General features: G+C 67.1%; 15 protein-coding genes. 8 read left to right on the top strand and 7 right to left on the bottom strand.

Annotated elements, in window-relative coordinates; translation table 11 throughout:
* Nucleotides 1-58 precede the first annotated feature (58 nt).
* Both ACZ5IK_RS27555 and ACZ5IK_RS27550 read left to right on the top strand, forming a co-directional pair.
* Complete coding sequence (locus ACZ5IK_RS27555; RefSeq protein WP_465490333.1) at nucleotides 59-3,142, top strand: GH92 family glycosyl hydrolase; 3,084 nt, start codon at nucleotides 59-61, stop codon at nucleotides 3,140-3,142.
* Nucleotides 3,139-5,226: an FUSC family protein gene (locus tag ACZ5IK_RS27550; protein ID WP_465490332.1), complete on the top strand. Its 2,088-nt coding sequence runs from the start codon at nucleotides 3,139-3,141 to the stop codon at nucleotides 5,224-5,226. The genes ACZ5IK_RS27555 and ACZ5IK_RS27550 overlap by 4 nt, the downstream gene beginning before the upstream one ends.
* A 44-nt stretch (nucleotides 5,227-5,270) precedes the next feature.
* On the opposite strand, the gene ACZ5IK_RS27545 is transcribed toward ACZ5IK_RS27550, so the two are convergent.
* The gene (locus tag ACZ5IK_RS27545; RefSeq protein WP_465490331.1) at nucleotides 5,271-5,915 is read right to left on the bottom strand and encodes a DUF4360 domain-containing protein; all 645 of its coding nucleotides are present in this window, start codon (nucleotides 5,913-5,915) and stop codon (nucleotides 5,271-5,273) included.
* Between the two features lie 277 nt (nucleotides 5,916-6,192).
* The gene (locus ACZ5IK_RS27540; protein WP_168214328.1) at nucleotides 6,193-6,834 is read right to left on the bottom strand and encodes a DUF4360 domain-containing protein; all 642 of its coding nucleotides are present in this window, start codon (nucleotides 6,832-6,834) and stop codon (nucleotides 6,193-6,195) included.
* A gap of 470 nt (nucleotides 6,835-7,304) precedes the next feature.
* Here ACZ5IK_RS27540 and ACZ5IK_RS27535 point away from each other — a divergent pair, with 470 nt between their 5' ends.
* Nucleotides 7,305-8,294 (top strand): malate dehydrogenase, encoded by a 990-nt coding sequence (locus ACZ5IK_RS27535; protein ID WP_465490330.1) that lies wholly within the window; start codon nucleotides 7,305-7,307, stop codon nucleotides 8,292-8,294.
* A gap of 59 nt (nucleotides 8,295-8,353) precedes the next feature.
* Here ACZ5IK_RS27535 and ACZ5IK_RS27530 read toward each other — a convergent pair whose 3' ends face one another.
* Together ACZ5IK_RS27530 and ACZ5IK_RS27525 are read right to left on the bottom strand one after the other, a co-directional pair.
* On the bottom strand, nucleotides 8,354-8,782 hold the full coding sequence (locus ACZ5IK_RS27530) for a hypothetical protein (protein WP_465490329.1): 429 nt from the start codon (nucleotides 8,780-8,782) through the stop codon (nucleotides 8,354-8,356).
* Nucleotides 8,779-9,144 carry a MerR family transcriptional regulator gene (locus tag ACZ5IK_RS27525; protein WP_465490328.1) on the bottom strand — a complete coding sequence of 122 codons (366 nt, stop codon included), beginning with the start codon at nucleotides 9,142-9,144 and terminating at the stop codon, nucleotides 8,779-8,781. Before ACZ5IK_RS27525 ends, ACZ5IK_RS27530 begins: the two co-directional genes overlap by 4 nt.
* A gap of 52 nt (nucleotides 9,145-9,196) precedes the next feature.
* Between ACZ5IK_RS27525 and ACZ5IK_RS27520 the strand changes: the two genes are divergently transcribed.
* Entirely contained in the window at nucleotides 9,197-10,033 is an 837-nt protein-coding gene (locus tag ACZ5IK_RS27520) for an NAD(P)-dependent oxidoreductase (protein WP_465490327.1), read from the top strand.
* A 35-nt stretch (nucleotides 10,034-10,068) separates the two neighbouring features.
* Nucleotides 10,069-12,516: a DUF6493 family protein gene (locus ACZ5IK_RS27515; protein WP_465490326.1), complete on the top strand. Its 2,448-nt coding sequence runs from the start codon at nucleotides 10,069-10,071 to the stop codon at nucleotides 12,514-12,516.
* Here the strand turns inward: ACZ5IK_RS27515 and ACZ5IK_RS27510 are convergent.
* Nucleotides 12,499-13,632, bottom strand: coding sequence for an SWIM zinc finger family protein (locus ACZ5IK_RS27510; RefSeq protein ID WP_465490325.1), 1,134 nt, complete (start codon nucleotides 13,630-13,632; stop codon nucleotides 12,499-12,501). The two genes, ACZ5IK_RS27515 and ACZ5IK_RS27510, sit on opposite strands and share 18 nt — an antisense overlap.
* 559 nt (nucleotides 13,633-14,191) lie before the next feature.
* Here ACZ5IK_RS27510 and ACZ5IK_RS27505 point away from each other — a divergent pair.
* Nucleotides 14,192-15,064, top strand: coding sequence for a helix-turn-helix domain-containing protein (locus ACZ5IK_RS27505; protein WP_465490324.1), 873 nt, complete (start codon nucleotides 14,192-14,194; stop codon nucleotides 15,062-15,064).
* Here ACZ5IK_RS27505 and ACZ5IK_RS27500 read toward each other — a convergent pair whose 3' ends face one another.
* Nucleotides 15,065-16,162 (bottom strand): HesA/MoeB/ThiF family protein, encoded by a 1,098-nt coding sequence (locus ACZ5IK_RS27500; protein ID WP_465490323.1) that lies wholly within the window; start codon nucleotides 16,160-16,162, stop codon nucleotides 15,065-15,067.
* Between the two features lie 296 nt (nucleotides 16,163-16,458).
* Between ACZ5IK_RS27500 and ACZ5IK_RS27495 the strand changes: the two genes are divergently transcribed.
* Complete coding sequence (locus tag ACZ5IK_RS27495; RefSeq protein ID WP_465490322.1) at nucleotides 16,459-17,328, top strand: DUF5753 domain-containing protein; 870 nt, start codon at nucleotides 16,459-16,461, stop codon at nucleotides 17,326-17,328.
* Complete coding sequence (locus ACZ5IK_RS27490) at nucleotides 17,318-17,551, top strand: DUF397 domain-containing protein (RefSeq protein ID WP_465490321.1); 234 nt, start codon at nucleotides 17,318-17,320, stop codon at nucleotides 17,549-17,551. The genes ACZ5IK_RS27495 and ACZ5IK_RS27490 overlap by 11 nt, the downstream gene beginning before the upstream one ends.
* 158 nt (nucleotides 17,552-17,709) lie before the next feature.
* Here ACZ5IK_RS27490 and ACZ5IK_RS27485 read toward each other — a convergent pair whose 3' ends face one another.
* Entirely contained in the window at nucleotides 17,710-18,576 is an 867-nt protein-coding gene (locus tag ACZ5IK_RS27485) for a TetR/AcrR family transcriptional regulator (protein WP_465490320.1), read from the bottom strand.
* Between the last annotated feature and the right edge of the window lie 58 nt (nucleotides 18,577-18,634).

Raw genomic sequence — 18,634 nt, 5'->3', positions numbered from 1 at the left:
AGTTGCGACGGGACGATCACACCGAGCCGTGCTCGCGGGGGCGAGTTACGGTGGCCTGGTGACGATCACCGGGTTCTTCTCCTCCTTCGAAACGGGTGATCCGCAGCCGGTGGATCCGGCCTTGCGCGTCGGCACCGGGCCACGGTCGTCGCCGACGGCGAAGCCGGGCGTCGGGTTCACCGGCGAGCGCGCCCTCCGCTACGAAGACTCGCTGCGCGCGACGCTGTTCGAAGTGGACGTCGAGGTCACCGGCGACACCGAACTGTCCTATGTGGTCTTCCCCGAGGCCGAGACCGACGCGGTCCCCGGCTATCGCAGCACGTTCGTGGCGCTGGACGTCGAGTTCGCCGATGGGACGCGCGCCGGGTTCAGCGCCGAGAAGCAAGGCCAGGACAAGACGCTGTACGTCGACCAATGGAACCTGGTGCGGCGCGGGCTGGGTGAGTTCGCCGGACGCCGGATCGCCCGGATCGTCCTGGTCAGCGAACCACCGGACGGCGAAAGCGCGGGCTGGCTGGACGACGTCCGGGTCACCGAGCACGTGGCCGAGATCCGCGACCCGGTCGACCACGTCCGCACCACCCGCGGCACGCATTCCAGCGACAAGTTCTCGCGGGGCAACAACTTCCCCGCGACGGCCGTCCCGCACGGCTTCAACTTCTGGACCCCGGTCACCGACGCGGGCGTCACCAACTGGCTGTACAGCTACCACCGGCACAACGACGCCGCCAACCGTCCGGCCCTTCAGGCGTTCGCGCTGTCGCATCAGCCGAGCCCGTGGATGGGCGACCGGCACACCTTCCAGGTGATGCCGGGAATCGGCCCGGTCGAGCCGGACCGGTCCCGTCGCGCGCTCGCGTTCTCCCACGACGACGAGACCGACCGGCCGCATCACTACGGCGTCCGGTTCGCCAACGGCGTCACCACCGACATCGCCCCGGCGGATCACGCGGCCCTGTTCCGGTTCACCTTCCCGGGTGACCGCGGCTGGCTGCTGTTCGACAACGCACGCAACCGGGGCGGGTTGCGGCTGGACGCGGCGAACGGCGTGGTCACCGGCCACACCTGGGTCCGCAGCAGGCTGTCGACCGGGGCGAAGCGGATGTTCGTCCACGCCGAATTCGACGTCCCGGCCGAACGGGGCGGGAAGATCCGGCGCCCGGCCTGGCGCACGGTGACCGGGTTCCTGGAGTTCGCGGCGGGCGAAGTGACGATGCGGATCGCGACGTCGCTGATCAGCCTCGCGCAGGCGAAGCGGAACCTCGAGCTGGAGATCCCCGCCGGAACGAGCTTCGAGCAGGTCCGCGAGCAGGCTCGCGCTCGGTGGGCCGAACTTCTGGACCGCGTCGAGATCGAGGGCGCCACCGAGGACCAGCGCGACACGTTCTACTCCAACCTCTATCGCCTGTTCCTGTATCCGAACTCCGCGCACGAGGACACACCGGACGGTGTCCGCCACGCGAGCCCGGTCATCCGGCGTCTCCGGCCCAGCACCCGCACCAGGACCGCCGCGAAGGTCGTGGACGGTGAGATGTACGTCAACAACGGCTTCTGGGACACCTATCGGACCACGTGGCCCGCGTACGCCCTGCTCACGCCCGGCCGCTGCGGGCGGATGATCGACGGCTTCGTCCAGCAGTACCGCGAAGGCGGCTGGATCTCGCGCTGGTCCTCCCCCGGGTACGCCAACCTGATGACCGGGACCAGTTCCGACGTCGCGTTCGCCGACGCCTACCTCAAGGGTGTGCGCGGATTCGACGTCGAGGCCGCCTACGAAGCGGCGTTGAAAAACGCGACGGTGACGCCGCACGGGCAGAGCGTCGGCCGGAAGGGCCTGCACGAGTCGATCTTCCTCGGGTTCACGCCGACGTCGGTCCACGAAGGCCTGTCGTGGGCGCTGGAAGGCTGTATCAACGACTTCGGCCTGGCCAATCTCGCCGAGGAGCTCGGCCGCCTGGACGACGCCGCATACTTCCGGCAGCGCTCACAGCAGTACGCGAACCACTTCGATCACCTGATCGGGTTCTTCCAGGGCCGCAACCGCGACGGCAGCCGTCACTTCGCCGCCGAGGGCTACGACCCGGAGGCGTGGGGCGGCGACTTCACCGAGACGAACTCCTGGAACACCGCCTTCTCCGTCCCCCACGACGGCGCCGGACTCGCCGCGCTGCACGGCGGCACCGAAGCGCTGGAATCCAAACTGGACACGTTCTTCGCGACTCCGGAGACCGGCCGGAAACCGGGGTCCTACGGCGGGCTGATCCACGAAATGACCGAGGCCCGCGACGTCCGGATGGGGCAGTACGGGCATTCCAACCAGCCGTCGCACCACATCCCCTTCATCTACAACCACGCCGGCGCGCCGTCGAAGACGCAGCGGATCGTGCGGGAGGTCCTGCGGCGGCTCTACGTCGGCGGCGATCTCGGCCAGGGTTATCCGGGCGACGAAGACAACGGCGAGATGTCCGCTTGGTACATCTTCGGCGCGCTCGGGTTCTACCCGCTGGCGATGGGCAGCCCCGAGTACGCGATCGGGTCACCGCTGTTCACGAAGGCGACCGTCCACCTGGAGAACGGGAAGGACCTGGTCGTCGAGGCGCCCGGCAACACCGCGGACACCGTCTACGTCCACGGGCTGACGATCGACGGACGTCCGCACGAGAGCAGCACGCTCCCGCATTCGGCACTGGCCGACGGCGCGGTGCTGGAGTTCACGATGGGCGAGCGGCCGTCGGACTGGGGCCGGTCCCCCGCCGCACCGGCCGACCCGCGCCCGCTCGCGGACATCACGGTGGGTCCGGGCGCCCTGTTCGACGACACCACCAAGACCGAGGTCACCTTCCCGTCCCGCGAACCGGTCATCGACCTCCCCACGGACGGCTCCTCCCGCGAGGTCGTGATGTACACGCTGACCTCGGGAAACCGCCGGGGTGATCCGCGCTCGTGGGTGCTGGAGGGGTCCGACGACGGCGAGCGCTGGGCGCTGCTGGATCAGCGCGAGGGCGAGGTGTTCCGATGGCGCCGCCAGACGCGGCCGTTCGCCCTCGCCGAGCCGGCGAAGTACGCCCGCTACCGTCTCCGTGTCACCTCGTCCACCGCCAGGCGGGTCACCCTCGCCCAAGGAGAACTGCTCGCCCGATGATCGCCCGCATCACCCAGGCCACGACCGACCGTCTGGTCGCCTCCGATCCCGGCCTGGTCCGGCTCCGGCTCGGCTTCTCGGCCGTCCTCAGCATCATCGTCGCGGTGCTGGCCATCCTGCCGTTCCACCAGCCGCTCACGGTCACGCTCGTCGCCGCGATCGCCGCGATGACGTCCGCCTTCACCGTCAACGACACGACCCCGGGACAGCAGGCGGTGACGCTGGTACTGGGGCTGCTGCTCGGCGCGGCGTCGCTCACCGCGGCCAGTGTCGGCTCGGCGGTGCCGCCGCTGGACAGCATCGTGTTCGTGCTGCTGATCTTCGTCGCGGTCTACGCGCAGCGGTTCGGTTCGCGCGGGATCGCGCTGGGATCGCTGGCGTTCTTCCTGTTCTTCTTCGCGATGTTCCTGCAGACCCATCTGAAGCAGGTGCCGGTACTGCTGCTCGCGCTGACCATCGGGATCGCCGCCAACGCGGTGGTCCGGTTCCTCCTGCTGCGCCGGCGCACCGACGCGGAGTTCCTCCGGATCCGGCGGGCGTTCCGGGCGAGGCTCGCCGCGGTGGTGCGGGCCGCCGAGGACCATCTCGCGGTCGGCGGCAGCGAGCGCACCCGCAAGCGGCTCCGCACGACGAACGCCCGCATGCACGAGTCCGTGCTGCTCATCGAGGACACCGCGCCCGAGGTGACCGGCGCCGACTCGGCGAACCGGCTCCGGCGCCGCGCGATCGAGGTCGAGCTGGCGGTGCAATGGCTGACGATCACCGTGCAACGCACCTGCGCCGAGGATCTCGACGAGGACGTCCGGGACGACCTGATCGCGCGAATGCGACGGTTCCGGTCGCTGATCGAGCGTGATCCGAGGGAACTGCCGCTGATCAGCGAGACCGAAGAATTCAGCAAGATGCTGGTGGAAGGCAGCCGGATCGACGAGCACGCCGCGCCCGGCGACGGGGTCCGCCGGGCCATCGCCGAACTCGCGCTGGCCGACGTGCGGGCGCAGCGGGTCGCCGAGCACGACGTCTCCGACGCCGGTGGCGATCCCGAGGATCCCGACGAGGAGAAGTCGGCGGCGTTCGCCTACGACAACCAGACCCGCAGCGCGATCCAGGCCGTGGTGGGCGGCGGGCTCGCCGTCCTCGGCGGCGAGCTGGTGTCGAGTCAGCGGTGGTACTGGGCGGTGCTGACGGTGTTCGTGGTGTTCATCGGCTCGTCGACCGCGGGCGCGACGTTCGTGAAGGGCGTCCGGCGGCTCGGCGGGACGCTGATCGGCATCGTGGGCGGGCTGGTGCTGACACTGCTGGTGTCGGGCAGTGTGCCCGCGACGCTGGCGCTGATCCTGGTGTGCGTGTTCGGCATGGTCTACATGGCGCGGGTGTCGCAGGTGATCATGGCGTTCTTCATCACCAGCATGCTCGGGCTGCTCTACAGCCTGCTGGGGACGTTCAGCCTCGAGGTGCTGTGGATCCGGGTCGCGGAGACCGCGGTCGGCGCGGCGGCGGGCGTGCTCGCGGCGGTGGTGATCGTGCCGGTGCGCACCCGTGCGGTGATGCTGGACGACGTCTCGGCGTTGCTGGACGAACTGGACGAGTTCCTCCAGAAGGCCGCGGGCCTGTTGTCCGGCGCGGAGAACGTCAGTGTCATCGAGAAGTCGCGTGATCTGGACCGGGCGGTGGACAAGGTCCGCACGACGATCGAGCCGCTCACCCATCCGGTGAACCTGAGCAGCCGTCGTGACTACGGCTGGCACGTGCTCACGACGGTGGAGACGATCGCGTTCCGCGCCCGGCACGTCGCGGCGCGGTCGCAGGCCGGGCTGCTGGTGAACGAGGCGGATCGGCTGATGCTGTACACCGGGCGGATCCGGGCGAACATCGCGGTACTGGGGAAGGCGATCGGCTCACCCGGCGGTTCCGGGCACGGGACGCTGGTCCGGGACGACGGCACGCCGGTGGCGGACCGGATCGACGATCCGCAGGCGCGTTCGGTCCTCACCAGTCTCGGGCATCTCGACGAGACGGTGATCGCGCTGGGCCGCGTGTTCGGGGTCGAAGCAACCGATCCGGAACCGTCCGGGAAAGGGTGACGGCCTCCTTCGCCGAAGTTCGAAGAAGGCCGCCACCTCAGGGATCAGTTCTTAGGTTTGGGACAGGGTTTCCAGGAGAAGTGGTAGGTGGTCTTGATGGCACCGTCGGTCGAGTCCATGGTGACGAAGCTGGTGGTCTTCTTCGGATCGGAAGTGCCGACCGCGGCCCGCAATTCCGTGTTGATGTTGAAGTTCCGGTCCTCACCACAGGGCTTGTAGACGATGGCGCCGACTTCGATCTCGTCGGTGAACTGCCAGTTGTCCTCGAGCGGGCCTTTCAGGTTGTGGTTCACGTAGGATGTCGGGGAATTGCCCTGGAAGTAATAGTTCGCTCGTTCGATTCCGGTGGCACCCGCGGCCAGTGATGCGAAACCACGGTAGTCCGCGCTCGCGATACCGTAGGTGAATCCCTGCGGCACGTGAACGTAGAGGTTGAGCTGACAGTTCTTGCGCAGATCGGTCGGTTTGGCGCCGACGCCGACCTGGGCGGTGTATTCGCTGTAGGTCACCGTGAATGCGGTGTTGTCCGGTGACACGGAAACAGCCGAGGTACCCGGTCTGCATCCGGTTCCGTTGACCGTCACGACGTCGATGACTATCTTGTCGGACGGCAGCAGAGGCGGCACCCAGCCATTCGGTGTGACAACCGAGGAGAAAAGCGTTACGGCAGCAACCAGCGCATTGAGCATGGGATCCTTCCCAAAACTTCCACACGGCGGGGAACTGGGGGGATTCGATGTTAGCGGAGACGATCGTTTCCGGGCCGCCCGCCGATCGGACGAAAACGGTTCCGGTCACCGGATGTCGCGGTGACCGCGGAAATAGGGTCGTCTAGAAGACCCGTCGCCGCCGGCTGGGCGACGACGAGCCGCGAAGTCCTCGTCAGGGCGGCCAAGGCCCTGACCAGGCATGGGTGGGACGGCCTTCTTCCGGGCGGGGAAGCAGGCCGTCACCCTGGAGACGATGTCAGGCGGTCGGGCAGGTCTTCCACGAGAAGTGATAGGTGGTCCTGAACCCGCCGTCGGTCGAGTCCATCGTGATGAAACTGGTGGTCTTCTTCGGATCCGAAGTTCCGGCCCCGACCCGCAGTTCCGTGTTCACGTTGAGATTGCGGTCCTCGCCGCACGGCTTGTAGATGATGACGCCGCCCTCGGCCTCGTCGCGGAACTGCCAGTTGTCCGACAGCGGCCCGTTGACGGGGTGACTCACCTGCGCTGTCGGCGAATTTCCCTGGAAGTAGTAATTCGCCCGCTGCAGCGCCTTGGAGCCCGATTCGAGCGAGGCGAAACCGCGGTAGTCGGCACTGGCGATACCGTAGGTGAATCCCTGCGGCACGTGGATGTTGAGGTTGAGCTGGCAATTCTTTCGGAAGTCGGTGGGCTTCGCGCCGACACCGACCTGGGCGGTGTATTCACTGTAGGTCACCGTGAAAGCACTGTTGTCCTTGGCGACGGCGACCGCGGACGAACCGGGCGGGCAGCCGGAACCATTGACGGTGATCACGTCGATGGTGACGCGGTCCGGCGGCGGTCCAGGAGGAGGCGCCAAGCTATTCGGTGTTATTATCGATGAGAAAAGCGATACGGCGGCAACCACTGCGGTGAGCATGGGGTCCTTCCCAAAACTTCCACACGGGGGGCGGGGAACTGGGCGGACTCATGTTAGCGAAACGATCATCATGGTGCCGCCCGCCGATCGGACGCAACCGTACTGGCAATTGGTTCATGAAATTGCCTTATGGGCATGTAACCGTTTTCCGAGGTCGATGAAAACACCATCGGCCCGGAAAACACCATTCGGTTCGCACGATATGGAAATGTGTTCCCCGGAGTCGGTGTTGACGATTCCGGAGAGACAAACCGCGATCAGCCGGCGGTGAGGGTCGCGGCCGTCGACGCGAGCTCCCGGCCACCCCGACCAACGCGGTTCCGGCGCATGGCCTGTGTCACGCCTCACCGCGAACGTGACCGGTAGCGGCATCGATCAAGACAAAGGTGACTGGACGCACCCGAACGGCGACTCGGGACAGGACTAGCATCGCGGTACAAGTCGATGTCGCCTCAAGCTGGAGAACCGCAATGACCCAAGCCCCTGTCAACGTCACCGTCACCGGTGCGGCCGGCCAGATCGGCTACGCGCTGCTCTTCCGCATCGCGTCCGGTCAGCTGCTCGGCCCGGACACCCCGGTGAAGCTGCGGCTCCTGGAGATCCCGCAGGCGGTCAAGGCGGCTGAGGGCACCGCGATGGAGCTCGAAGACGGCGCGTTCTCGCTGCTGGCGGGCATCGACATCTTCGACGACCCGAAGCAGGCCTTCGAGGGCGCGAACGTCGCCCTGCTGGTCGGCGCCCGTCCCCGCGCCAAGGGCATGGAGCGCGGCGACCTGCTCGAGGCCAACGGTGGCATCTTCAAGCCGCAGGGTGAGGCCATCAACGCCGGCGCGGCGAGCGACATCAAGGTCCTCGTCGTCGGCAACCCCGCCAACACCAACGCCCTCATCGCGCAGGCGCACGCGCCCGACGTCCCGGCCGACCGCTTCACCGCGATGACCCGCCTCGACCACAACCGCGCCCTCGCGCAGCTGTCGAAGAAGCTGGGCGTACCGGTGACCGAGCTGAAGAAGGTCGCAATCTGGGGCAACCACTCCGCGACCCAGTACCCGTCGATCGCGCACGCCGAGGTGTCCGGCAAGGCCGCGACCGAGGTCATCACCGACCAGGAGTGGCTGACCGAGAACTTCATCCCGACCGTCGCCAAGCGCGGCGCGGCGATCATCGAGGCCCGCGGCCTGTCCTCCGCGGCGTCGGCCGCCTCCGCGGCGATCGACCACGTCCACACCTGGGTCAACGGCACCCCCGAGAGTGACTGGACCTCGGCGGCGGTCGTGTCCGACGGCTCCTACGGTGTCCCGGAGGGCCTGATCTCCTCGTTCCCGGTCACCGCCGCGAACGGCGAGTACAAGATCGTCCAGGGCCTGGAGATCGACGACTTCTCGCGCGCCCGCATCGACGCTTCGGTCAACGAGCTGGCCGAAGAGCGCGACGCGGTGAAGAAGCTCGGCCTCATCTGAGCCTGAACAACCCGCGAAAGGCGGCCGTGTCCCGAGGGGCACGGCCGCCTTTTCGTTCGTCAGGCGAAGAAGTCCCGCGCGGGCCGGGGCACCCACAACAGCGCGACCAGCACCACCTGGGCGAGGACGACGACCGGGATCACCGCGTGGAACATCGACGAAGACGTCCACGAGAACACGCTGAACACCACCGAAAGCAGTTGCGTGGCCGTGGTCAGTCGCCGCGTCCAGCGCCGTCCCGTCGCGAGCTTCCACGCCGGAACCACGCACAGCACCAGCAGGATCCCGTGGAACACGGCCCCGGACTCGATCGCGACCGCGGCCGAGCGGCCGACCTCGGCCTGCCCGAAACCCGGGTACCGCGCCGCGATCTCCGCGCGCAACGCCGCCTCGTTCGCCCACATCACCAGCGGAACCACCAGGTGGCTCACCGCCACCGCGAACAGCAACGCCCGGGACGACCGGACCACACCCGGCACCGTGCTCATGTCACCTCACCCGCCTGATCCGCGCCGATGATCGTGTCGAGGTTCGCACGAGTGATCTCCAGCTCGCCGATCGCCTCGTCGATCCGGTTCCGCTGCTGCCGCAAAGCGTCGACGAGCTCCGGGCAATCCGGCGTCAGCCAGCCGTCCTCGTCGACGATGCACGGCAGGATCTCCAGGATCTGCGCGGTGTTCAACCCGGCCGCGAGCAGGATCCTGATCCGCCGCACCGCCGCCACGTCGGCCTCGCCGTACACGCGATAACCGCTCGGCCGCCGCTCCGGCGTCAGCAATCCTTGTGCCTCGTAGTACCGCAGCGCGCGTTCGCTGACGCCACTCCGCCGCGCGAGTTCCCCGATCCGCATCCGCACCCCAGACTTGACTCTGACGTCAATGTCAAGGTTTAGCTTAGCCGCCATGACCTTCGTGACCGTCCTCGGACTCGGCCCCATGGGCCACGCTCTCGCCGCCGCCTTCATCGCCGCCGGCCACCCCACCACCGTGTGGAATCGCACCCCTGGCAAGGAAAACGGGCTCGACGCAGCCGTCGCCGCGACCGCCGGCCAGGCGATCGCAGCCAGTCCTCTTGTCGTCGTCTGCGTCCGGGACTACGCGGTGGCCGAGTCCATCCTCGACACCGACGCGCTCAAAGGCCGGACTCTGGTCAACGTCAGCGGCGGCTCACCGCGGCAAGCCCGCGAGATGGCCTCCTGGGCGGCGGACCACGGGATCAACTACCTCGACGGTGTGATCGTCGCGACCACCGAAGCCATCGGAGGCCCGGAAGCCACCCTGTTCTACAGCGGCCCGGCCGACGTCTACGAGAAGCACCGCGGCACACTGGCCGCGCTCGGCGAGAACGCGAACCACCTCGGCGAGGACCCCGGCCGCGCGGCCGCGTTCGACGCCTCCCTGCAGGACATGCTCTGGACCTCGATGAGCGGGGTGATCCACATGTTCGCGCTCGCCAAAGCGGAGCACATCGGCGCCGACGCCATCGCCGGACACGCCAAGGCGATGCTCGGCTTCTTCCCCGACATGATCGACCTGCTCGCCGCCCAGGTCACCGCGGACCACTACCCCGGCGACGCGGGCACACTCGAGTCCACGGCCGCGACGATGGACCACATCCTCGAGGCGATCCGGGCACGAAATCTCGACAACGGCGTTCTCACCGCGGCCCGAACCCAAGTGGGCCAAGCGATCGACGCCGGCCACGGGTCCGAGGGATTCGGCAGGCTCGCCGCACTCTAGGACGGCACGGCACCAACGAACGCTAAATTGACCAAGTGCAGCTCAACGCGCTCCTCACCGGCCAACCGTCGGAAGTCCTCACCCGGACCCTCGAGCTCTCCCAAGCCGAGCGGAAGGCCCTGCTCCCCGACCTCCTGGCCGCGTTCAAGGGCAGCAGCGAGTTCATCGAGATCAAGCCCGACACCTACGGCGCCCGAGACCCGCTCAAGGGACAGCAAGCCGCGACCGCCCTCTGGGCCATCCTCCCCGCGAGCGACCCCCTGCTGCGCAGACTCTGGATCGCCTCACCCACGATCCTCGAACGCGTCCTCCAAGACCGGTCACTCGCTGAACGCAAGACGATCGCCCTCCGCATGATCGGTCACCAAACCGCCTGGGAAGCGATCCGCCGCATGATCCTCGACGGCGACCTCGAACCCATCAAGACCGCCGACTACCACGCCGGCTGGTTCCGCTGGGCCGGACGCTTCCGCGGACAGTCCTTGGCCGAACGCCTCCGCACCGAACCCGAAGCACTCACCGAACTCTGGGAACTGCTCGCGACCGAAGGCAACGGCGACGCCAGCTTCGCCGCCTTCGACAAATACGTCCGCGACGAGGACAAGTGGTCCACCGCGCTGCTCGAACTGATCGGAACTGGCGAACTCGACCGCACCCGACTCTTCGACCTCACCCTCGACATCCTCGCCCGCGACTTCGCAGCCTTCCGCGCCCAGTGGTACGCGGCGCTCCACGAGGCCCTCGAGCCCACTCCCGACGAGCGCACGACAGCGCAGAACCGCTACGCCCGGCTGTGCGGAAGCGGCCTCCCCCGCACCGTCTCCTTCGCCGTCAAGGCACTGTCCCTAGTGGACAAACAAGGCACGCTCGACGACGAAGTCGCCCTCCGGCATCTCCCCGCGGCAGCGGCCGGACGCGGCGCCGCCACCGCCAAACTCGCACTCAAACTCGCCGACCGCATCGCCGACCGGCGACCCGAACTGACCGACCTCGCCGACGAAGTCTTCGAAGCGGCGCTCACCCACGAAGCCTCCGACGTCCGCGCCCTCGCCACCGCCAGACTCGGCGTCACCCCGGACACCCCGGCCGTCATCGAGACCGTCGAGTACCCGGAACCCGTGCGACCGCCCTGGCACCAGCGCGAGACGCTCACCATCCCGCTCCAAATCCCGGACACCCCGGCCGCGGTCGCGGAAGCCCTCTCCTCCCTCCTGGCCGACCCAGACCAGGCCGACCTTCTCCTGGCCGTCCTCGACGGCACCCACCGCGTCGCCGCCGAACTCAAGGACGCCCTCAAACCGCTCGTCAAACGCGCCACCAAAATCACGAACGAGAAATACAGCGCGGCCGTCCCCAAACTGCTCGCCACCCTCATCCTCGGCCTCAGCGGCCGCGACGTCGCCCACCCGCCCCAGGTCGACGGCTGGCGCCGACCACTCCACCACCGGGTCACCGCCCTGCTCGAGGGCACCGCCGTGCCCGTCTCCGCGGCCACCCACCAAGGCGGCTGGCTCGACCCGGTCGTCTTCGTCTCCCGCATGCTCGAACACCCCGAAGCAGCCGAGGACGACGTCGCCGACGCACTGCTCCGGCTCGCCCCGGACACCCGGACCGAAGCACTCACGCACGCCGACGCGCTCACCGGACCGCACGCCGACCACATCCGCTACGCCCTCGGCGGACCTCCGATCTCCGAAACCGGCTGGACCGCCCTCGCCGCGGCCCGCGCACGGCACCCGGAATCCGCAGACCCCGCCGCCGCCTTGCGCGGTGAACCCGGACCGCCGATGACCTGGTCGGCGAAGGTCGGCCCCAACGCATACGGCCTGAACTCACTGGACCTCGACGAAACCCCGGAAGCCGTCTCACCGAAGGCTCCCTGGCTAGGCGTGCTCTACGACGGCCCGGATCCCGAGTGGCTCGGCTTCACCGAATGCCACGAGGCGGTGTCCTCGCCGTACGACCGCGACTACCTGGAAGCCGCGGTCGCCGGGAACCTGTTCTTCAACGACGTCGAGGTCGGCTATCCCGTCGAGAAGGCCGTACTGCCCCCATTCCTCGAGAGTCCGTCGATACCGGGATTCCCCGGCACGATGCTCATCGCCACCACGCTCGTGCTGAAACGACCGACAGCCTCCCAGCTGGGCACGGACGCCGCGCTGACCCTGTTGGACCAGCGGCTGCTCGGCCCTCGCGCGCTCGGCGAAGCACTGGGAGTGCTCGGTCCTCATCTCATTCCGACGAGGCTGGCACCCCGGCTCTCGATCATCGCGAACGAACACCCGATCGCCGTACTGTCCACTCTGGACACCTTGCTGCCTGCCTTGGAACCTTCCCACCGGGGCCTCTTCGCGCTGTTGGAACTCGCCGCGGACCTGGTGGAACGTGGAGCAGGCGCGATCAGCGCCGAAACGAAGGAATGGCTGGCGGGGTTCAAGGGCAGTTCGAAGGCAGCGAAGGCGGCATCACGCCTCAACCGCTGACATCCGGGCCGCCAGCACGTGTGAACACGGACCTCGGTTCTCCTGGTGCTTGGCCCACCAGGCACAGGTGCACCCGGGCGGCGAGAGCCGCACACGCTGCACCGACCCGGCGCGAGCGATCTCGTAGCCGCCGTCCGGCAACGACCGGACGGCTCCGGCGGCGACGAGCTCACGGGCCTTCGCCAGCCGCCGGTTCTCCGGGCCACGCCCGCTCAGGAGCTCGCGCGAGAACCACGTGCCGTCGACGACGTCGTGGCCGGCGCGGCCCACGACGAGTTCCGTCGCTTCGAGGCCGGCCGCCAGCGAGTTCAGCCAGCCGCCCTCACCGGAGAAGCCGCGAGACGGTTCAGGGGACAGCGTCACGATCAGCCGCGCGCGCTCCAGCTCGAGCACCCAGCTCGCGACCTCACTGCCCGGCCGTGTGTAGACGGTCAGGCCTCGGGCGAACCGGATCAGCGGCTCGACGATCCGGAGCCGATGCAGCCCGGACGCCGGTATCGAGTCCTGGCCCGCTCGTGCGGTCAACCGGAGTCCACGGCCGGACGCCACCGCCCACGACTTCCCGACGGCGGTGGGAAGCCTCCGCAGAAAGGCGCGTGCTTCGAGCTTGTCCAGCTCCGCCTTCTTCACCGCGCCCGCCGTGACAGCGGCGACTTCAGCGAAGCCCGCCACCCAGCGATCCGGCAGTGGCACGAGCGACTCGTCGTTCTGCCCGTCGAGAGTGCGGAGGTGGATTCCGTCCCCACGAACGGTCAGGTGCAACGGATCTTGCGCCACCACCCCGGCCAGCACCGTCCTCGTCGCCTCGGACAGGTCCACATTGGTGCATCCCTCACCGAGCTCGCCCGCTTCCAGCAGATCGAGCCTGGCGTAGACGCCGCAGCACGGCGAAAACGCCTCCGCGCGCAGCGTCGTCCGGTCCGCGGTGAACACCGGATCGGACTCGGCGATGAGCCGGTTCACCATCGACGGTGGCATCCAGAACCGCGTGCGCGCGACTTTCCCCAGGAGCAGCAGAGCCTGCGCCGCCTGCGCCCCGGGTTCGACGAAACCGTCGAAAAGCACTGGTACCCGGACGTCTTCTTCAACCGGCTCCAGCAAGATCTCGGTGATCACCGGGCCACCCTAGCCAGAGCCCCTGACACTCTTTGCGGGTTTTGGCCAGTCGTGTTTGAAGTTGATCTTGTTTTTTGCCAGGATGTATAGGGCGTTATACATTCAAGTCAACGGCAGACCCCGGGATTGCCATCCGAGGCCTGCCGCCGCCCTCCCCCCGGTCGTTGGCCTACCGGGCCGATCTTCTCGAAACGACCGGGTCCGACTCCCCTGTCACGAAAAAGGCGTCGCGAGAGCGTTCCTGAACCAGGCCGCGATGCCCCATCGCGACCCCTCCCCCAAAGGACGCACGTTCGTCCCGACGGGAAACCCGCCCGGCCCCGAAGCCGATTGCCAGCCCCAGTGGCAACAACGCGAGTTCGGCGATCTGTATCCAGTTGGCGAACATCGGACTCCCTCTGCTCAGCTTGACCCTCTCCCGATCGCCTCATGCTATTCGCAAACTATTCGCACTTGAAGCGGCTATCCGTGTACTATTCGCGATCTAGTGCTATCTGGGGGTAGCATGATCATGCTTCGAGCAACAGCTCCGCCCGCCTCGACCCTGCGAAAGAAGCTCATGCCCACGTCGTCGCCCCACCCTGGTTCCGACCGCGCCCGGCTCGCCACGAAGCTTCGCGAGATCCGGGCCGCCACCGGACTGTCCGGCAACCAGTTCGCCAAGACCTTGGGCTGGCCCCAATCGCGGGTGTCCAAGATAGAGACCGCGGCGCAATTCCCGACCGGCGAAGACGTCATGAGATGGCTCGCCGCTGCCGACGCCGTCACCGAGGAAGACGTCGTCACCGAGCTACTCAAGCGTGCCCGCGTGGAATCAGTGTCGTTTCGCCAAGAGTTCCGGAAGTCCGGCGGGGCTACCGCACGACAACGATCGGTCCGCGAGCTGGAGCGGCAGGCGTCCCGCGTCGCCACGTTTCAGCCGGCCTTGCTTCCCGGTCTCGTGCAGACGCCGGGTTTCATGCGTGAGCTGCTCGCACTCCCCTCTGGCCCCGCGAGCACCGGCGGCGCCTCCGACGCTGATGTCGAGCACATGGTGGCCGTCCGGATAGAACGACAGTCTCAGCTGTACGAACCGGGCAGAGCCATGCCGATAGTCATCGGTGAGGCCGCTTTGTGGATCCGGATAGGCGATCTCGAGACACAACTCGGCCAGCTGGACAGACTTCGCTCACTAGTCGGCCTTCGCACGGTCGACCTGCGGATCATGCCCTTCAGCGCCGCCATGCCGATCGCTCCGCTGCACGGCTTCAGAATCCATGATTCCGACTTCGTCATCGTGGAGATGTTCGCCAGTGAGCACCTGATCATGGATCCGCACGAGATCTCCGTGTACGAGCACATGTTCAGCCGGCTACAAGCCGAAGCCGTGGCCGGTGACGAAGCGGCCCGGCTGATCCAGAGCGTGTCCCGGCGTCTGACAGGCGAGCCCTGATCACACCGCGGTCCGGCACGTCCGGCACTCCGCGTGCGACTCTTCCAAGCTGGTGATGAAACTGTGGTCCATGGTGGCGAGACTGAAACCGTACTGACTGTTCAGCGCGAGCTTCGGCGCGTTCGTGATCAAGCGCATCACCGCGTGCGCGACCAAGTTGCCCGAGACGCCGGCCGTCACCGCGTTGGCCGCGTGCGCCGGAAGGGTCGCCGCGGGTCTCCACGTTGCCAACGGCGGCCGCTGAGCGTCCCGATCCTGCTCGGCGAGACGCGCGCACTCGTAGCACGGTCCCGCCCCGGGACGGTAGATGCCCAGATTGACCTGCGGGCCGTGATATCCCCCGTACACCCAGGGCGTTCCGGTCGACGCGCACGCTTGGTTCGTCCACGTCCGGAGTTCCGGAGGGTGGTCGGCGGTCATGATCAAGACGTCACAATCGGCGGCAAGTCTCCGCAGCGACGCGACGCTCTCGATCCGCGTCGGCTCCCCCGTGACTTCGACGTCCGAATTGGCCGCACGCAGCCTGTCCACTGCCACGTCCACCTTCAGCAGGCCGAGATGCTGCTCGGTATAGAGAATCTGCCTGCTGAGGTTCGAGAGCTCGACCACGTCCGGTTCGACGCAATGCAACCGCCCCACCCCTGACATGACCAGGCCCAGGGCGGCCGTGCACCCGACGCCACCCACGCCGACCAGCACCACCCGCGCCCGGGCCAGGGAAACCTGGAAGTCCCAGCTCGAACTTCTTCGCGTCAGATCGATCCACCGGTACAGCGACCGGCCTCTCGAGTGACGCTCGAGTTGTCGCGCGGTCAACGCGATACACACCGGCTCGTCGGCGTCTTCGACGTAGCCGTGTTCGATCAACGTCTCGATGGCGGCAGTGGCCTTTTCAGGACAGGAAGCCGGGATTCGATCAGCCAGGTCGGCGACGACCTGGCTGATCGTTCGCGTTCCGTCGAGAAGGTCCAGCAACGCCCACACGGCACCATCGGTGTCTCTCATTTCGGCGGCTATGCCGAAGACTTCCCCGCCGATCCGGATCCAGCCGTCGCCGAAGCGGACCGGTCGATGCTCGTCTTTGATACGTGGACGCACCGGAACCCCTCCTCGGTCAGCCGTTGTCTCCGCTGTAAACGTGGCGAATCGCGTCAACGCGCTCCACCATCACGATCTCGATCATCACCAACCACCCCCTCTCCCCCGACAGAGCCGCATCTCCCGCCGACCCGCCGCCCCACCTATCGGCGGTCCCACCTCCACAATGTAAACTCGGCGTTTGTAGATGACCCAAATGTAGAACTCTACATTGTGGTCGTCTATAGTCGTTTCTAGACTAAGCGGGTGATCCTGGGGGTCACCCTCCGTGTTGAGGCTGGGGAGGTGGCGACTTCGTGGGCACGCTGAACCCCACTGCGGTCAAGCGCTGGATCGCGCTCGAGATGAAGCGCCTCCGGGAAGCCGCCGGCTACGACAGAGCGGCTGCGGCCGAGCGCATCGGCAAGGCCACGACGGTCATCGCGCACATCGAGACCTCGCGGAACCTACCGGCGCCTGCCGACCTCGAAATTCTGCTCGATTTCTACGGAGTACCAGAACGGGCGTCGTTTTTCCGCGATCTCACGAGGCGGGCGAAACGCGGCCGGGACTGGTGGATCAAGTTCGACCAGGGGGTATACGAATGGTTCAACCTGTACCTGGGCCTGGAGACCGGCGCCGCGCGGATCAGCACGGTTGACCTGGTCGTTCTGCCCGGACTGTTCCAGACTCGCGGTTACGCCCACGCGGTCATCCGAGAGGGTCGCCGATGGAGCAGCGAGGCCGAACTCGACACCATGGTCGAACTGCGGATGGCGCGACAAGAGATAGTGAATCGCCCCGAAGACGCGCCGCATATCTGGTCGATACTGGACGAGAGTGTCCTACACCGCCAGACAGGCGGCCCGAAGGTCATGCGTGACCAGTTGCACCACTTGATGGATTTGTCCGAACGACCGAATATCGACATCCAGATTCTCCCCTTCGCCGCAGGGGCCCACGGCGCCTCGGACGGCATGTTCGTGCTCTTGGACTATCCTCCCGAATTTGGCGGGGATCCCGGAACTGTTTATGTCGAGAATCGACGTGAAGGTCTTTATTACGAGGACAGGGAAGACCTGCTTCGATTTCGGAAAACGTTCGAACGCCTCCAGGCACAAGCAGAAAACCCTGGGCGGACACGGGATTTCATCCAAAACTTGACAAGGGAAGTCAATGATCAATGATACGTCTCGACCCACTCTCGTCGGCCTGACCGGCTGGTGGAAGTCGAGCTACAGTGCGGGCACGTCCGGCTGCGTCGAGGTCAACAATACCGTCCCCGGCTTTGTGGGCGTGCGAGACTCGAAACTCGGCGAGCAGAGCCCGATCCTCGTATTCGAACGACATGAAATGCGAGCGTTCGTACTTGGCGCCAAGAGCGGCGAATTCGACAACCTGCTCACCTGACCGCTAGGTGGTCCGCTCCGGCCGGAGCGGACCACCTTTCTTTGCGGGGATACGGCAAAGATGGTGTGGCGCTCACGATCCACCAGATCACCCGATCCGCCACACACCCCGCACATCACTCCGGCCGTCCCGACTGGGCCCAGCCGCGCGGAACAGCGTCAAGACCGTGCCTGACGTTGGCGATACGCACGTTGCTGACAAGCCCTCGAGCAGTAGTCCCGCGGCCTGCCTCGCACTCCCCCGTCCAGGGGCTTACCGCACATGACACACTCCCCTCCCCTGGTTTCGTCACGCGTTACCTCACTCGCCCTGCCTTCGACCAGCGCTTGGACGCCGTCGAGAGTGCTGCGCAGCCCGAACTCGAAGGGATCGAGCGGGGTATCCATCCCCCCGCTTTTCCACAGCCGCTCCAAGGCCGGGTAGCCGTTGAGGCGCTCGAACAGGGACTCGCGCTCGCTCCACCAGCGCTCATGGGACACACCCGTGCTCCGCTGGAGCTCCACGGTGTCCGCTGCCTGCCGAGCGACGGACTCGACGAATCCGCCCACCAGATTCACCACCGCGATCACCTCCGCGGGCGCCAGACCACTGCGTGACGCGACGTCGAGGGCGTGGTCGTAGCCAGCCATGATGTTCGGACCGGGCAGCCGCCTGGTCCCGGCGCTGTGAACCAGCCACGGGTGCCGCTGGTGGATTCCCCACGCTCGCCGCGACCAGCGTTCGAGACCCTCACGCCAGCCGAGCCCGTCCGAAGGCTCCATCGGGAACTCGCCGTACACGGCGTCCCGCATGAGTTCCACCAGTTCCGCCTTGCCGGGAACGTACCGGTAGAGCGACATCGTGGTGGTACCGAACCGTTCCGCGACCTTGCGCATCGACAGCGCGGCAAGCCCTTCGGCGTCCGCGACCTCGACCGCCGCCGTGACGATCCGGCCGAGGCTCAATCCCGGCCGATCCGGCTCGGGCGCTCCCCACAGCAGCTCGATCGCGCGCTCCGGATCCGGCTGCGCGTCGTCTTTCGCCACCACTACTCCCTTGACGCTCGACGCTCTCGCGTGTTTAGCTGATAAACCTCAGTATATC

This window comes from Amycolatopsis sp. NPDC031561, assembly GCF_055580625.1.
Note: the sequence above shows the minus strand (reverse complement) of the source record. Positions and strands in the feature narration are given on the sequence as shown.

What these genes read in the sequence shown, in the direction of transcription:
- ACZ5IK_RS27550 (WP_465490332.1), top strand. Translation starts at nt 3,139, where the DNA reads ATGATCGCCCGCATCACCCAGGCCACGACCGACCGTCTGGTCGCCTCC.
- ACZ5IK_RS27545 (WP_465490331.1), bottom strand. Translation starts at nt 5,915, where the DNA reads ATGCTCAATGCGCTGGTTGCTGCCGTAACGCTTTTCTCCTCGGTTGTC.
- ACZ5IK_RS27540 (WP_168214328.1), bottom strand. Translation starts at nt 6,834, where the DNA reads ATGCTCACCGCAGTGGTTGCCGCCGTATCGCTTTTCTCATCGATAATA.
- ACZ5IK_RS27535 (WP_465490330.1), top strand. Translation starts at nt 7,305, where the DNA reads ATGACCCAAGCCCCTGTCAACGTCACCGTCACCGGTGCGGCCGGCCAG.
- ACZ5IK_RS27530 (WP_465490329.1), bottom strand. Translation starts at nt 8,782, where the DNA reads ATGAGCACGGTGCCGGGTGTGGTCCGGTCGTCCCGGGCGTTGCTGTTC.
- ACZ5IK_RS27525 (WP_465490328.1), bottom strand. Translation starts at nt 9,144, where the DNA reads ATGCGGATCGGGGAACTCGCGCGGCGGAGTGGCGTCAGCGAACGCGCG.
- ACZ5IK_RS27520 (WP_465490327.1), top strand. Translation starts at nt 9,197, where the DNA reads ATGACCTTCGTGACCGTCCTCGGACTCGGCCCCATGGGCCACGCTCTC.
- ACZ5IK_RS27505 (WP_465490324.1), top strand. Translation starts at nt 14,192, where the DNA reads ATGCCCACGTCGTCGCCCCACCCTGGTTCCGACCGCGCCCGGCTCGCC.
- ACZ5IK_RS27490 (WP_465490321.1), top strand. Translation starts at nt 17,318, where the DNA reads ATGATCAATGATACGTCTCGACCCACTCTCGTCGGCCTGACCGGCTGG.